At 37.3% G+C, this 14,642-nt stretch carries 15 protein-coding genes; 8 read left to right on the top strand and 7 right to left on the bottom strand.

Going from position 1 to position 14,642, the window contains the following annotated elements; translation table 11 throughout:
* The 4 genes from GJV03_RS08905 to GJV03_RS08890 all read left to right on the top strand — a co-directional run bounded on the left by GJV03_RS08905 (position 1) and on the right by GJV03_RS08890 (position 5,551).
* Complete coding sequence (locus tag GJV03_RS08905) at positions 1–2,463, top strand: CSLREA domain-containing protein (RefSeq protein ID WP_105714255.1); 2,463 nt, start codon at positions 1–3, stop codon at positions 2,461–2,463.
* Positions 2,464–2,671: 208 nt separating this feature from the next.
* Positions 2,672–3,454, top strand: a complete 783-nt coding sequence (locus GJV03_RS08900; RefSeq protein WP_154129913.1) for a tellurium resistance protein — start codon at positions 2,672–2,674, stop codon at positions 3,452–3,454.
* Between the two features lie 9 nt (positions 3,455–3,463).
* A complete protein-coding gene (locus GJV03_RS08895) occupies positions 3,464–4,588 on the top strand; it encodes a toxic anion resistance protein (RefSeq protein WP_154129912.1) in 1,125 nt (374 codons plus the stop codon).
* Between the two features lie 45 nt (positions 4,589–4,633).
* Complete coding sequence (locus GJV03_RS08890; RefSeq protein ID WP_171501846.1) at positions 4,634–5,551, top strand: hypothetical protein; 918 nt, start codon at positions 4,634–4,636, stop codon at positions 5,549–5,551.
* Positions 5,552–5,653: 102 nt separating this feature from the next.
* On the opposite strand, the gene GJV03_RS08885 is transcribed toward GJV03_RS08890, so the two are convergent.
* Positions 5,654–6,274, bottom strand: a complete 621-nt coding sequence (locus GJV03_RS08885) for a DsbA family protein (RefSeq protein ID WP_004721747.1) — start codon at positions 6,272–6,274, stop codon at positions 5,654–5,656.
* Positions 6,275–6,682: 408 nt separating this feature from the next.
* Between GJV03_RS08885 and ahpF the strand changes: the two genes are divergently transcribed.
* Positions 6,683–8,248: an alkyl hydroperoxide reductase subunit F gene (ahpF, locus tag GJV03_RS08880; protein WP_154129911.1), complete on the top strand. Its 1,566-nt coding sequence runs from the start codon at positions 6,683–6,685 to the stop codon at positions 8,246–8,248.
* Positions 8,249–8,423: 175 nt separating this feature from the next.
* Here the strand turns inward: ahpF and GJV03_RS08875 are convergent, their stop codons facing one another.
* On the bottom strand, positions 8,424–9,080 hold the full coding sequence (locus GJV03_RS08875) for an NAD(P)H-dependent oxidoreductase (protein WP_056515873.1): 657 nt from the start codon (positions 9,078–9,080) through the stop codon (positions 8,424–8,426).
* A 153-nt stretch (positions 9,081–9,233) separates the two neighbouring features.
* Between GJV03_RS08875 and GJV03_RS08870 the strand changes: the two genes are divergently transcribed.
* On the top strand, positions 9,234–10,091 hold the full coding sequence (locus GJV03_RS08870) for a LysR substrate-binding domain-containing protein (RefSeq protein WP_081409373.1): 858 nt from the start codon (positions 9,234–9,236) through the stop codon (positions 10,089–10,091).
* Positions 10,092–10,172: 81 nt separating this feature from the next.
* Here the strand turns inward: GJV03_RS08870 and GJV03_RS08865 are convergent, their stop codons facing one another.
* From GJV03_RS08865 to arsC, 4 genes are all read right to left on the bottom strand, one after another.
* Entirely contained in the window at positions 10,173–10,325 is a 153-nt protein-coding gene (locus GJV03_RS08865) for a hypothetical protein (protein ID WP_154129910.1), read from the bottom strand.
* A 38-nt stretch (positions 10,326–10,363) separates the two neighbouring features.
* The gene (locus GJV03_RS08860; RefSeq protein WP_004721738.1) at positions 10,364–10,615 is read right to left on the bottom strand and encodes a YfhL family 4Fe-4S dicluster ferredoxin; all 252 of its coding nucleotides are present in this window, start codon (positions 10,613–10,615) and stop codon (positions 10,364–10,366) included.
* Positions 10,616–10,624: 9 nt separating this feature from the next.
* Complete coding sequence (gene yegQ / locus GJV03_RS08855; protein WP_035371560.1) at positions 10,625–12,025, bottom strand: tRNA 5-hydroxyuridine modification protein YegQ; 1,401 nt, start codon at positions 12,023–12,025, stop codon at positions 10,625–10,627.
* A gap of 165 nt (positions 12,026–12,190) precedes the next feature.
* On the bottom strand, positions 12,191–12,619 hold the full coding sequence (gene arsC / locus GJV03_RS08850; protein WP_154129909.1) for an arsenate reductase (glutaredoxin): 429 nt from the start codon (positions 12,617–12,619) through the stop codon (positions 12,191–12,193).
* A gap of 98 nt (positions 12,620–12,717) precedes the next feature.
* Between arsC and GJV03_RS08845 the strand changes: the two genes are divergently transcribed.
* Together GJV03_RS08845 and arsB are read left to right on the top strand one after the other, a co-directional pair.
* A complete protein-coding gene (locus GJV03_RS08845) occupies positions 12,718–13,041 on the top strand; it encodes a metalloregulator ArsR/SmtB family transcription factor (RefSeq protein WP_151956871.1) in 324 nt (107 codons plus the stop codon).
* Between the two features lie 6 nt (positions 13,042–13,047).
* Entirely contained in the window at positions 13,048–14,124 is a 1,077-nt protein-coding gene (gene arsB / locus GJV03_RS08840; RefSeq protein WP_154129908.1) for an ACR3 family arsenite efflux transporter, read from the top strand.
* 28 nt (positions 14,125–14,152) lie between these two features.
* Here arsB and GJV03_RS08835 read toward each other — a convergent pair whose 3' ends face one another.
* The gene (locus GJV03_RS08835; RefSeq protein WP_004721728.1) at positions 14,153–14,557 is read right to left on the bottom strand and encodes a Cd(II)/Pb(II)-responsive transcriptional regulator; all 405 of its coding nucleotides are present in this window, start codon (positions 14,555–14,557) and stop codon (positions 14,153–14,155) included.
* Between the last annotated feature and the right edge of the window lie 85 nt (positions 14,558–14,642).

Here is a 14,642-nt window from a genome sequence, read left to right as displayed (position 1 = left end):
ATGAAAAATTATAAAAAAGGATTTCTGACACTTGTTATATTGTCGACCATGTCTTTGATGGCGGCAGAAGATAAAACGATTTATGTAACCACCTTTGATGATGAGGATGGGACAAATCCTGACAAGTGTTCATTAAGAGAAGCGTTACACGCTGCCGCAACACATAAAGCTTATGGTGGCTGTAGCGCAGGACAGGTTTATTCAACAGTACCCAATGTGATTCAGTTGGAAGCAGGTGAATATAAGCTGACTAAAGAGTTAAGACCGAACTCAGATGTTTCCATTATTGGTAAAGAACCTGGTGATTATAGTCGCCCAGATGTATTGACCAATAGTTTCCCTGCTGCAATTCCAATAAGAACCATAATTTCAGGACAAGGGAGCTCACGTATTTTCAATACCATTTATGAAAATAAGCCGAGTCTAACACTGAATGATGTAATTTTAAAAAATGGATCGAGTTTAAATGACAGCAATAATAATGTGGGTGGAGCAATTTATGCTGGCGGTGCGTTAACCTTAAATAATGTAAATATTATGGGGTCCAGTGCGAAAGCAGGTGGGGCAATTTATTTAAATGATGTCTCAAGTTCTCTGACCATAAATTATGGTGTATTTCAGACCAATAAAGCTGAACAGGGCAGTGTACTTGGGATGACCTGTGCTGATAATTTAGAGTTTACCAAACGTAATATTGCAGTGAGTGGGGTAACATTTATTGACAATGGTTCTGCAGATAGCCTCAGTATGTTTAGTTTTTGTGGGCAACCTGCAGTGACCTTTACTGCAAATACCATAACTCAGAATACTGCAAGTGCGAGTCAAGGGCGTATCATTCAATTTAGCCAATTGACACCACAAGGAAAGGTTAATTTTAGTAATAATTCTTCTTTATCACTGATCAGCAATACCATTGTCAATAATAATGCTTGGGCAACATTATTGTATGGATACAATGGGATAAAAGCATTAAGTAATAATATCTTGGCTTACAATACTGGAAAATCTTGCCGTTATGCAAATGGTGATGTAAGCAAAGTTGAAGGTTCGCGTGTAGTGCTTGGATATAATGCTTTAAAATTGACTGCTGGTGATGATCAATGTGAGGTTGCAGAGGAAGTAAGGAAAGAGGATAAAGATCATACGTTTGATGTGAGTAATATTGCATTCACGACTATTTTAAATAAGATAGAACCGCCAAGTGAGTCTACAGGCTTTATGCCAATGTATTTCCCTATAAACTTAGGCACAGACAAAGACCTGGTTGATATTGGTTATACAGGCTGTAGTGGAACTGATCAGCGTGGTGTCACGCGAGTGATTGCAGAAAACTCCAATGGTCTAAATGATGTGGCAAACTCATGTGATATTGGCTCTACAGAGGTTTTACGTCTTACTGCAAATAATCTGAAGGCAAGTAATACTTCGGTGGTTGCCGCACTTAATTCTTATCAAAATATATTGGATAATTATAATAAGTTGATTGCAGATCCAGCGACCAAACAGGAGTATATTCCTTTTTATAAAATCCAATCAGAGCTGTATAGTAATTTAATCAAATACACCAAATCAGACCAGAAATATCGCACGATCTTTGTCGATCCTTTTGCAGCCAATCTACCTGCAGAAATTATAACCAAAGACGCTATTGGTAATGATGTGCGAGTGGTAAAACATTTAACTGCAGACAATTATAATGTGATTGTAGAACCACTTGGTGTCGGTGTATTAAATGATAAGAAACAATTTGTAGGTAAAAAAGAGCCAAAATTTGACTGTGTATGGAATAAAGACTTAAAGAGAATCATGTTATGGCGTATAGATGACAATGTTACACCATCGGGTGATAATGAATTCTGTAGCTATAAACTTGAGTTAAAGACAAATAAAAACATTACATCTTCAGCCTATATAATTGGAAGCTTTACCAATATTGCACCTATTGCTAAAGATGCAACATTTAATATTGAACATGGCTCAACCAAAGCGATTGATGTAGATTTACTGCAATATGCCAATGATGATGGTGATGGTAATGCTGCTGCGTTAACAGCTAAACCCAATAAACCAAAATTTTATGTCAATGCAGATGGGGTTGAATTACCAATCCGAATTGGTAAAAACATCGATCCTGTTATAATAACGGCGGATCGTAGTGGGCCTTGTCCTGGTAGCGACAATAAATATACCTGCTATGGTGGCAAAATCCATATTCAACTCAGAAATACACTTGATCCATTTAGTTATAAATTTACCTATTATGTGTATGATGCGGATGGAAAAATTTCTACTCCTGAAAATACAGAGTTTGATGCGGCTACAGTTACTTTAAAAAACTCAGGTACAGCGCCGGGAAGCCCTCGTGTAAGCGGTGGTGGTTCATTGGGTTGGTTGAGTCTTCTTGGGTTATTAGGGCTGACAGGTTATCGTCGTTATCAAGCGAATAGACAACCAAAGCCGTAACAGTCAAATCAATACAGATAAAATGATCGTTTTTAACACATTGTGTTATAGCAAAAAGCCAGTTTATAAAAACTGGCTTTTTGCTATCTGTATGTTTTTTGCTATTTGTATGGGCTTTCTTCCTAATTTGTATTATAAGTTTTAAATAGAAAGGGTTTGTTGATTGATTTCCCTTAAATCATTGAAAAGTTATTCATTTTGAACTGATATGAAGCAATTTACTGTACTTACACCGCTTGAACAGATCTCATGTAGTTCTGATGAATTACTTTCGATTAAAAGAAATGATTTGGTTCCATTACTCGACAATCAAACACGACTGAATTTATATGCCGATCAGTTGATTCAAGCACAATCGGTACTGCTAAAAGCCATTGATCCAAGTTTGACGCAAAAGCTGAGTCAAATTATTGCACAAATTATTCAGCAATTATCTGCATCCAAGAAAAAGCTAAATCAACGTAAATTCAATGCGATACAAAAATGGTTAGGCTTGGATTTGGAGTTTGGTGTCGGGCAAGTCAAATATTTAAATGATTTAGAAAGTTTAATTGATGAAGCCAAACATTTGAGTCAAAGATTACAAATCGAAATTCAAAAGTCGGAAGCAAGATTCCAACAAGCCAATGGTTTAAGAGAGCAAATGGCGAAATATATTCGTGCAGCGCAGGAATTTTTACATGAATATCCTGCTTTTGTACAACATCGTCATCCCTTGGATAACTTTGCAGAGCGGTTGTCTAAGAAAGTCAATACGCTACAAACGTTACAAGCCAGTAATGATATTGCGTTAGCACAAATGCAGTTAACACAACAACTTTCATTGAGCTTACTTGATCGCTTTAATGAAGCTCAGCATGTTCTGATTCCTGCATGGCAATATCATGTCAAACAGAGTAGTGCGCAGAATTCTTTTACAACGACTGAAGAACTGGATAAAAGTCGTGATAAATTAATTCAATCATTAAAGAAATCATTAGAAAATAAATAGGATACAAGTATGAGCGATTCGAATCATCAAGCATTAACTGAACAATCCAATACGCCGTTGGAATTGCAAAAGTTTGAACAATTGAATTTGAAAGAAATAGGTTTAAATACTGAAGATTTTAATGAAGTTGTAAATGCGCATAAAGACTTGGCCAATATTAATCATGCATCTGTTGCTGAATATGGTAAAAATATTGCGACCAAAACATCCTCATATACAGATGAATTACTCAACTTGGTCAAAAATAAAGACTTAGATGTGACTGGGCAAAAATTAAATGAAGTTGTGCAAGTTGCTCAGCAATTGAATACATCCAGCATTTTGAATCAATCAAAAAACTCAGGATTTATTGGTAGTATACTCAGTAAGTTTAAAGGTGCTAAGCAAAGTTTCGATCAACATTTTAATACCACCAAAGAGCAAATAGATTCATTGGTCAAAGAAATTGAAACATCGCAAACAGGTTTAAAAGCACGGGTAGATACATTAGATCGTATGTTTAATGGGGTGCAAGAGGAATATCGACAGTTGGGTATTTATATTGCCGCAGGTCGAATTAAGCAAGTCGAAGTACAGCAAGAAATTGCGACTTTATCTCAGCAAGAGCAAGATCCTAAAATCAATCAGCGTGTTTATGACCTTAACCATTTAGCCAACAATTTAGAAAAGCGGGTCAGTGATTTACAAGTCTTGCAACAATCTGCAATGCAAACCTTACCGATGATTCGTATTATTCAATCCAATAATATGATGTTGGTCGATAAATTTTATGCGATTAAAAATATTACTTTACCCGCATGGAAAAACCAGATCAGCTTGGCGATTTCTCTAAATGAGCAACGTAATAGTGTACAACTTGCCAACACGATTGATGATGCAACCAATGAGCTATTAAAACGCAATGCAGATTTACTTCATCAAAATTCTGTGGATACTGCCAAAGCCAATCAACGTTCAGTGATTGATATTGAAACGCTTGAACATGTTCAAAATACCCTGATTAAAACTGTAAATGATGTCATTCAAATTCAGAAAGAGGGCATGCAAAAACGTGAAGAGGCTTCGACTCGGATTAAAGCGCTTCAATCGAATTTACAACAGTTGGTATTAGATACCAGTACGCATCAATCCTAAGCCAAATCTTAAATCTTGGCACAATCTCATCTAAAGGTGTAAAGGTTGACTGAAAAAACTCAATATCCTGTAGATATTCAACAGATCGAACATGGATTAAAAATACTTCAGCATCGAAAACGGAATTTGATGGTTTCGGCTGTGGTTTTATCCTCTGTAGGTATCGCAAGTTTAGTTTCTGTTTTTTTTCAACAGGAATTGGTTTTTAACTTGTTTGGTGTAGCACAACAGGTTCATCAATTGCACTTGCCATATATTCTAGATCAGCAGTTAAGAGAATATATCCATCAACCAGACTACCTGATGAATGCATTATCATGGTTTGGCTGGTTGATCTTAAAATTAATTGTGTCTTTTATTGGCGCATTTATTATTGTTGCTGTATTAAAAAAAATTCGCTTTTTTAAAGTCCGCTTTCAATCATTTATCCTTAAATTTGTTGCATGGCTGTTATCCTTGATTGTGCTATGGTCTGGTTTGACTTATGTGCAATATGATCTTAAAGATGATGAAGACAAAGAGTTAAAATCATTTATAAAGTATGATCAAAACATTCAGCAAAGCGATATTTATCAATATCTGCAAAGATCTGATGCGCCTGAAACAGTACAAAGCTATTTATTGGCACAAACTGCGTTGATGCATAAACCTGTTGATAAGGTTGTGGCTACGGTTTACACAGAAAAATTGATTAAAGCGGAGCAATCTGATTCCCGCTTTTTAGAATATGGCTTTAAACCTGAGCAATTATGGACAATTCAACATCAGGTATTTAATCGAGCGCTTTCCCCGATTGCGCAAGGTGTTGAAGCGCAAGTGAGTCGTGCAAGCTTTTGGTCGAACATTGTTGAAAAGGTTTTATGGGGAATTTCAGCACTCAGTTTATTTTTTAGCTTGATGATTTATTGGGTGGCAAGTCGAATTGCCAAACGTTTACACCGAATTGGTCATCGTATCGGTTAGTGCAACGCTACAAAGCTTATACTTTGTAAAAATCCTGGTAAAAAGCACTTTTGCTAATCACAAAAGTGCTTTTTTATTGCTGTAAAATTAAATCTCGTTGTCCTAAGCGACATCTTTCGCTCGGTTGGTAATCAGATCTTTCAGTTCTAAGGTATCAAAGGTTTTATCCCAAATTTCACCATCCACAATATAGTAGGGGGTAGGGTGTTTACCGAAACCTTGTACATAATGAGTAATCTCAGTTTGTTTGTCTGCGATTTCCTTATGTTGAATAGAACGTAGAACTTTCGTACCATCCAAGCCCATACCTTCAATGATTTGTTTCAGCACTTCAGGGTTGGCAATGTCTTTACCATGGGCGAATATGGCATGGAATAAAGCCTGCGTTAATGCGAATTGGTCAAAGATATTATCTAAAGCCAATATCGCCTGATGGGCTAAGCGGCTATTGGGCATACGCTTCATATGCTCAATATCCACGGTTAAATCTTGACTATAGGCAGCAAATTTTGCCATATCAAGTTTACGATTGGCTTCTTTGGTTCCATATCTTTCAGTTAGGTATTGATAAACATCTAAGCCTTGTTCTGGAATTTCTGGTAAAACTTGCACAGGTAATAATTCGATTTTTTTCGCCATGGGTTGATTCCAATGTTGTTTGAGTTTTTCAAACGCCACATAACTCATTGGATAGACGATATCGAATACGAACTCTATTTTCATTGTTTTACCTCTTCACTTATTTATTCAGGAATTGTGAATAAGTACACCTTGTTGTACTTAATTGGAGAAACCACAACATAAATTTAGCTTAAAACTTTGTGGCTTGGCTGCGCATGAATTTTTGTAGAGAGATGGTCGAAGAAATATTATTTTTGTTGAAAATTAATCTAATTTTAAGTTTCGAGGAAGTCGGGGGGTGTCTATTGATTTTCTAGTCAATGCCCATATATATACCAGCATTAAAGAATTTAAATTTGAGAATAGGGGGATATGCTGATGAGAAAGTCGTTGATTTTTGTTAAACTAAAAAACCGATTGATTTAATAAAAACAAACTGTTTTATCTATTTTTTAAATAGACGTAATATACATTCAACGAAAGAAATTTACTCCCTTGGAGATTGTTAGCATGTTAGATACAAATACTTCTGCTCAATTAAAAACATTGTTAGAGCGTCTTGAGAGCCCAATTGAAATTGTTGCTTCTTTAAATGGTTCTGATAAGTCAGACAAAATTAAAGAATTGGTGACTGAAATTGCTGCACTGTCAGATCAAGTGACTGCACGTTTCGATGGTCAGAATGATCGTAAACCGAGCTTTGGTATTGCAAAAGTAGGTGAACAACCTCGTGTATTCTTTGCTGGTTTACCGATGGGGCATGAGTTTACCTCGTTAATTTTAGCTTTATTACAAGTATCAGGTTATGCGCCAAAAGTTTCTGATGAAATCTTGGCTCAAGTTAAAGGTTTAAACCTGACTGCAAATTTTGATGTATTTGTTTCTTTAAGCTGCCATAACTGCCCAGATGTTGTTCAAGCACTTAACTTGATTGCAATTAATAATCCAGGCACTACAGCAACCATGATCGATGGTGCATTCTTCCAAGATGAAGTTGAAGAACGCAAAATTTTGGCTGTACCTATGGTTTTCCAAAATGGCGAACATATTGGTCAAGGTCGTATGACTTTGGAAGAAATTGTTGCGAAATTGGACAGTGGTGCTGCAGCTAAAGATGCTGAAAAGCTGAATGCTAAAGAAGCGTTTGATGTATTGGTGATTGGTGGTGGGCCTGCTGGTGCAACATCTGCGGTTTATGCTGCACGTAAAGGGATTCGCACAGGTATTGTTTCTGAGCGCTTTGGTGGTCAAGTCATGGACACCATGGATATTGAAAACTTTATCTCAGTACAGAAAACACAAGGTCCTAAGTTTGGTTCAGATATGGAAGCGCATGTACGTGAGTACGGTGTGGACATTATGAACTTACAAAAAGTGAAAAACATTGTCGGTGCAGATCAAACAGCCAACGGTTTAGTTGAAATTGAACTGGAAAATGGTGCAAAACTTGAATCAAAAACGGTCATCTTATCTACAGGTGCGCGTTGGAGAGAGATGAATGTACCGGGTGAGAAAGAGTATAAAACACGTGGTGTTGCGTATTGCCCACACTGTGATGGCCCATTATTTAAAGGTAAGAAGGTTGCCGTGATTGGTGGGGGTAACTCAGGTGTAGAGGCCGCAATTGATCTTGCAGGTATTGTTGAACATGTCACATTGATCGAGTTTGATACTCAACTTCGTGCTGACCAAGTGCTTCAAGATAAATTGAATAGTTTGCCAAATACCACGGTGATTTTGAATGCACTATCTACAGAAGTGATTGGTGATGGTTCGATTGTGACAGGGTTGAAGTATAAAGACCGTGCAACAGACGAATTGCATACCATTGAACTTGCGGGAATCTTTGTACAAATTGGTTTATTACCAAACACAGATTTCTTAAAAGCAACTGCTGTAGAGCTCTCAAACCGTAATGAAATTGTGGTGAATGATCGTAATGAAACCAATGTAAAAGGTGTATTTGCTGCGGGTGACTGTACAACAGTGCCTTATAAACAAATCATTATTGCAGCTGGTGAGGGTGCAAAAGCGTCTTTATCTGCATTCGATTACATCATTCGTTCAGGTCAATAATCTTTCGATGATTGCACGTTGAAAAGCAAGCCAAAGTGTCCCGATGAGCACTTTGGCTTGTCTTAACATTTATCTCATGTTTTACCCTTGATAGGAATTGAGTTGCTAACAGCTCAATTCCTTTTTTTGTTGGAGATTGAATGCTATTGAATAGAGCTTGCGAAAATAAGCTTTGTTAATGTTGCAGCTCTTGAACAAGTGCAATGGTTTTCTGTTCTGCTGCTTGGATCGATTGTGCTAACAACTCGCCACCAAATTCCTGATACTCAATCGCAATTTCATGAAATTTTTCGATACCAATAAAATTGAATGCTGTTTTTATTGCGGGTTCAGCATGATTGGGAAATGGCGCATCAACTGCATCAAAGTCATGCCCACCACGGGCAGAAAGGATAATCATGGTTTTTTGATGATCTAACAGCCCTGAGTAAGGTTGTTCTTTGCTGAGATCAAATGTGTAGGTTTTATTCATTCTCACGATGTGATCAATATAGGCCTTTAAATGTGCAGGTGGGCCAAAGTTATACATTGGCACACCAAGCACAATAATATCTGCCCAGTGCAATTCCTCGATAAATTCATTACTCAGTTGTAAGCGTTGTTGCGCCTTTTCTTCAGATTCTGCATAGCCAAATTCAGAAATGATCCACTCTTCATCAATATAAGGCGGTGGGTTTTGACCTAAATCACGATGTTTAACTTGTACAGATGAATCAATTTCATTCCATTGATCAATAAATAATGCGGTTAAGCGTCGGCTTAAAGAACCATGTGGGTGTGTACCTGAAATACCTGTTCTTAAACTAGTATCTATTTTAAGTATATTTGCCATGATCATTACTCAATTTGTTGTTTGTTCAAATTGATTTTTATAGAATATGGAAAAAACAACAAACGATAAAAATACATGTTATAACTGAATATAATTCATTTATATTTTATACGGTGATCTTTGGTGGTTTTGCATAATTCCTTGGAGCAGTTGTTGGCCTTTCAGTATGTTGCTGAACAACTCAGCTTTAAAAAAGCAGCAGACCAATTGTTTTTAACACCTACCGCCTTAAGCCATCGTATCAAGAAGCTGGAACAGCAATTGAATATTCAATTATTCGAGCGGCGTACACGCTCGATCAGCCTGACGCCAGAAGGAGAGTATTTACTTAAGCATGTGCAATCAGGTTTTGGGCAGATTCAAACGGCTTTGTTTCAACTAGAGCAAAATAAACAAAGATTATTGACCATTACCACAACACCATCGTTTGCAAGTGAGTGGATTATTCCCTATTTGCCAGAGTTACAAAGTCGCTTTCCCAATATTATGTTTCGGGTACATGCAAGTTATGACCTCGTTAATATGACTTCCGGTCTCTATGATTTAGCGATTCGGTATGGTTCAGGGGGCTATCAAGATGTTGATACAGAATTATTAGCAGTTGATGAATATGTAGCTGTCGGGCATCCCTCTTTGGATATTGCAACTATGAACTGGACGACTGCACCATTGATTCACTTTACTTGGGGGGACGAATACTGTCCAAATCGAGTCAATTGGCAGAAATGGTTTGAAAAACAAGGCTTACATATTCAAGCAGGGCAAGCGCAGGTCTTTTATACGCAAGAAAGTCATGCAATTCAGGCTGTATTGTCTGGACAGGGGGTTGCATTATTAAGCCGCATTTCGATTGCCAATGATTTACAACAAGGACGGCTGAAAATTGTATCGCCGTGTGTTGAAACGGCATGGAATTACTATTTTTTAACTTTGCCAGATGCTGATTTTATTGTGAATGAAGTCAAACAGTGGTGTAAGGAGAAGTTTTCACAAAATTTTGCCCATGAATAAAGATCTATGAATTTTTTCGTCGCTTAGCTTTTTGCTTAAATTACCTATCTTGAAATTAAAATTTAAATCAAACGTGATTTTTTAAATAAGAAAAAAGCCAAAGTGTTCCCCAAATACACCTTGGCTTTTCCCTAATGTTATTGTTTTCCCCTTTTTATGAGCTGTGTTGCCATACAGCTCAGCTCCATTTTCTTTATTGTTATTATTATCTGAACCTATGCGTTCACTAAGCAAAATACGTTCCAAGATTAGAATTGGTGTCGCATTTTGTCTTAACCAAACAAACTTAGATAATGAAAGCGATTTAATAATTGCGCTTTGCTTTCTATATGTTGTGGATTTTGAACAATACATTCAATCGGACAGACATCCACACAGGTTTGATGTTCATAAAATCCGACACATTCAGTACAACGCTGTGTATCAATTTCATAGAACTTTTCGCCCTCAAAAATTGCCTGATTGGGGCATTCTGGTACACACATATCACAATTGATGCATTGGTCTGTAATCATTAAAGCCATTTCGATATCCTAAACTGCTTGGTAAGCCAATGATGATGCTGAAATATCAGCAGTCGAATTTGGTAAGTTTCTAATTAATAAGGCATATTGCATATCAATATCGGCAGGAATTGGAATTTCTACAATATATCCTGAGCCTTTTGCATCTATGATCGGTTGTCTGTTTTTATCTAAAATTTCATAAAGAATAAATGTGATGTTGCCAGATGTGGTCATGAGTTCCATGGAGTCACCCACAACAAAACGATTCTTTACCTCAATCTTGATGTAATCATCGTTGCGTTCAAGCACTTCACCAACAAATTGTTGATGATCAAATTGAGAAGATCCCGTTGCATAGTTTTGATATTCGGCATGGACATGGCGGCGTAAGAAACCTTCGGTATAACCTCGATTGGCTAAACCTTCGAGTTGTGACATTAACGCCCGATCAAAAGGTTTTCCTTGTAGCGCATCATCAATCGCTTTGCGATAAATTTGTGCTGTTCTGGCGCAATAAAAGTAAGATTTGGTGCGTCCTTCGATTTTTAAGGAATGAATGCCCATCTTGGTTAAACGATCTACATGTTGAACTGCACGTAAGTCTTTAGAGTTCATAAAGTAAGTGCCATGTTGGTCTTCTTCAGCAGCAAACATGTCTTCTTTATGACGTTGTAATAAAACCGGTTCGCCAAATTGATGTTGTTGTATAGCGTGTTGCTCGTCGGCATCTTTATTGTTGCAACAGTCTGATGCTGTCTCCAGTTGTTGGACTGGAATGACATCCCCAGATGCATCTTCTGTTGCTTCGTGAATATTGTATTCCCAGCGACATGCATTGGTGCAAGCGCCTTGATTTGCATCACGTTTATTCATATAGCCTGAAAGTAAGCAACGACCGGAATAAGCCATACAGAGTGCACCGTGTACGAACACTTCGATTTCCATATCGGGTACATTCTGTTTAATTTCTTCAATTTCCTCGATAGATAACTCACGTGACAAAATGACACGGGTGAGTCCCATATTTTTCCAAAATTTTACGGTTGCCCAATTGACCGCATTTGCCTGTACAGACAGATGGATGGATATTTGTGGGAAATTTTCTCGAACCAGCATGATCAAGCCAGGATCTGACATGATCAGTGCATCAGGTTGCATGGCGACCACAGGTTCAAGATCACGAATAAAATTTTTTAATTTAGCATTGTGTGGTTGAATATTCACCACCACATAAAATTTTTTGCCTAAGGCATGCGCTTCAGCAATCCCTATTTTTAAATGATCATGATCAAACTCATTATTACGAACTCGCAAGCTATAGCGAGGTTGACCTGCATATACCGCATCGGCACCGTAAGCAAATGCATAACGCATATTCTTCAATGATCCAGCTGGTGATAGGAGTTCAGTAATGTGTGAGATGCTCATATAAATTTAAAAGGCATACTAAAAATATGGTTTTATTGTAAGGGTTTGAAAATAAGATTCAACCTAGTAAAACACTCAGGATTAACTGGGTGAATTTTCATTAAAACACTTAATATTCAATATTTTATGTTTAATTAATTGGGTTTTTTGAAAAACCCTAAAAAATTATTTAAGCCTTTTTAATTGCTGATCGATAATAATTTCACCATCTTCTTTACTAAAAGCAGCACGCTGTGGCACAGATAAGAGATCTAAAACCAATTCAGATGGTCGACATAAACGAACACCCAATTCAGTCACCACAAAGGGGCGATTGATTAAAATCGGGTATTGCAACATGAAATTAAGCAGTTGATCGTCAGTCCATTCTGTTTGATCTAGTTTTAAGGTTTTATAAACATCAACATTTTTACGTATTGCATCTCGTACCGACAAAGCAGATTGCTGAATCAAATCGATGAGTTGTGCTTTGCTTGGCGGATACTGTAAATATTCGATCACTTCTGGTTCGATACCAGTATTTCGAATGAGTGCAAGGGTATTGCGTGAAGTCCCACAGGCAGGATTATGATAAATCTTAATTTGAGATGACATCGATCGACTCTTTGTTAAAAAGCAATATTGCATATATATATGGATATGCGTATATTCGCAATAGTGAATATGATAAACCATAAAATTGAGTAATTGCGATGGATCAACCTGATTTCTTTAAGTGCTTATCTGACCCAACTCGTTTGGATATTTTAAAACTTGTGTTGGCACAGGGGAATGTTTGTGTTTGTGAAATCACGGAAGCCTTAAATTTAAGCCAGCCAAAAATTTCAAGACACTTGGCCTTGTTGAGGAATTTGTCCATTTTACTTGATCAACGCAAAGGCCAATGGGTGTATTACCGTTTAAATCCTGAATTACCAGAATGGGCCAATGCTGTATTAAAAATAATTGCAGCGCAAACTGCGAATTCAGTTGTGGGTCGTTCAGACTTGATCCAGATCAACAGTTGTTGTGAGTAAGCTGTTATGAACTCAAATCAGTCAACTTCGCGGCTTTCTTTCTTAGATCGAAATTTAACTTTATGGATCTTTATTGCGATGGGATTGGGGATCTGCATCAGCGTATATTTCCCGCAGGCTTCGGTGGCTTTAAATCGTTTAAGCCTAGATTCAGTCAATATTCCTATTGCAATAGGTTTAATTTTGATGATGTATCCGCCACTTGCCAAAGTGGATTATGCGACCTTAGCGCAAGTCTTCAAAGATAAACGAACGCTGACTTTGTCTTTGCTACAAAACTGGTTAATCGCGCCGTGCCTGATGTTTGCCTTAGCGATTGTGTTTTTACATGCTTATCCTGAATATATGACGGGTTTAATTCTTATTGGTTTAGCACGTTGTATCGCAATGGTATTGGTATGGAATAACTTAGCAGGTGGTGATAATCAATATGTCGCAGCTTTGGTTGCTTTTAATAGTATTTTCCAAATCGTCTTTTTTAGTACTTATGCTTGGTTGTTTTTAACTGTTCTACCACCGTATTTTGGTGTAGCAGGAAAAGTTATTGATGTTAGCTTCTGGACGATTACACATGCGGTTTTAATCTATTTAGGTATCCCATTTTTATTGGGCTTTCTAAGCCGGATCATTCTAGTTAAACGCAAAGGATTAGACTGGTATCAACAAACGTTTATCGCTAAAGTCAGTCCGCTGAGTTTATTGGCATTGTTATTTACCATTGTGGCGATGTTTAGTTTAAAAGGGGCGGATGTAGTTAGCTTACCATTCGATGTACTGCGAATTGCCATCCCATTAACCCTGTATTTTGTGGTGATGTTTTTCCTGAGCTTTTTTATGAGCAAATGGATGGGCAATGATTATCCTAAAACTACGGCGATTTCTTTTACCGCAGCAGGAAATAACTTTGAGTTGGCACTTGCTGTCGCGATTGCAACATTTGGATTGGCTTCACCTGTCGCATTTACCACGATTATTGGTCCTTTGGTTGAAGTCCCTGTATTGATTGCGTTGGTCAGTGTTTCGCTATGGCTGCGCAAAACTGTTTTTAAATCGGCACATGGGCTCAATCAGCAGAGGGAATAGCCGAAAGACCCATTCAACACAATATAAATTATTCCGATGCTTCAAGTTTTTTGACAATCTGACAATGATCAATGGTGGTGTTCGAGGAGCAGGATTGACGTAATTCATGCAGTTGCGATTTAAAATGTTGTAATTCATATATTCGAGTTTCTACATGTCGAATATGTTCTTCAATCAATTGGTCAATGATTTTACAGCCTTGTTCAGGATGTTGTAGATGCTCTAAAAGTTGAGTAATTTCATGTAAGGTCATATCTAATGCGCGGCAACGTTTAATAAAAATAAGCCGCTTTAATGTTTCATCATCATAATATTTATAATTATTATCTGCACGATAACTGGATCTGATCAAATTTTTTTTCTCATAAAAACGCACAGTATCCGTCGACAGCTGAGTTTTTTTAGCGAGGTCACTAATTAAGTATTGCTGCATGGCTTATTTTCCTGAATCAACTTGACCTTGGACTAACTCCATAGTTTTAAATAGCAGTATAGCTGATTTTTTCATCATTGTTGAC

The organism is Acinetobacter sp. RIT698, from assembly GCF_009668065.1.
GTDB lineage: Bacteria > Pseudomonadota > Gammaproteobacteria > Pseudomonadales > Moraxellaceae > Acinetobacter > Acinetobacter guillouiae.
Note: the sequence above shows the minus strand (reverse complement) of the source record. Positions and strands in the feature narration are given on the sequence as shown.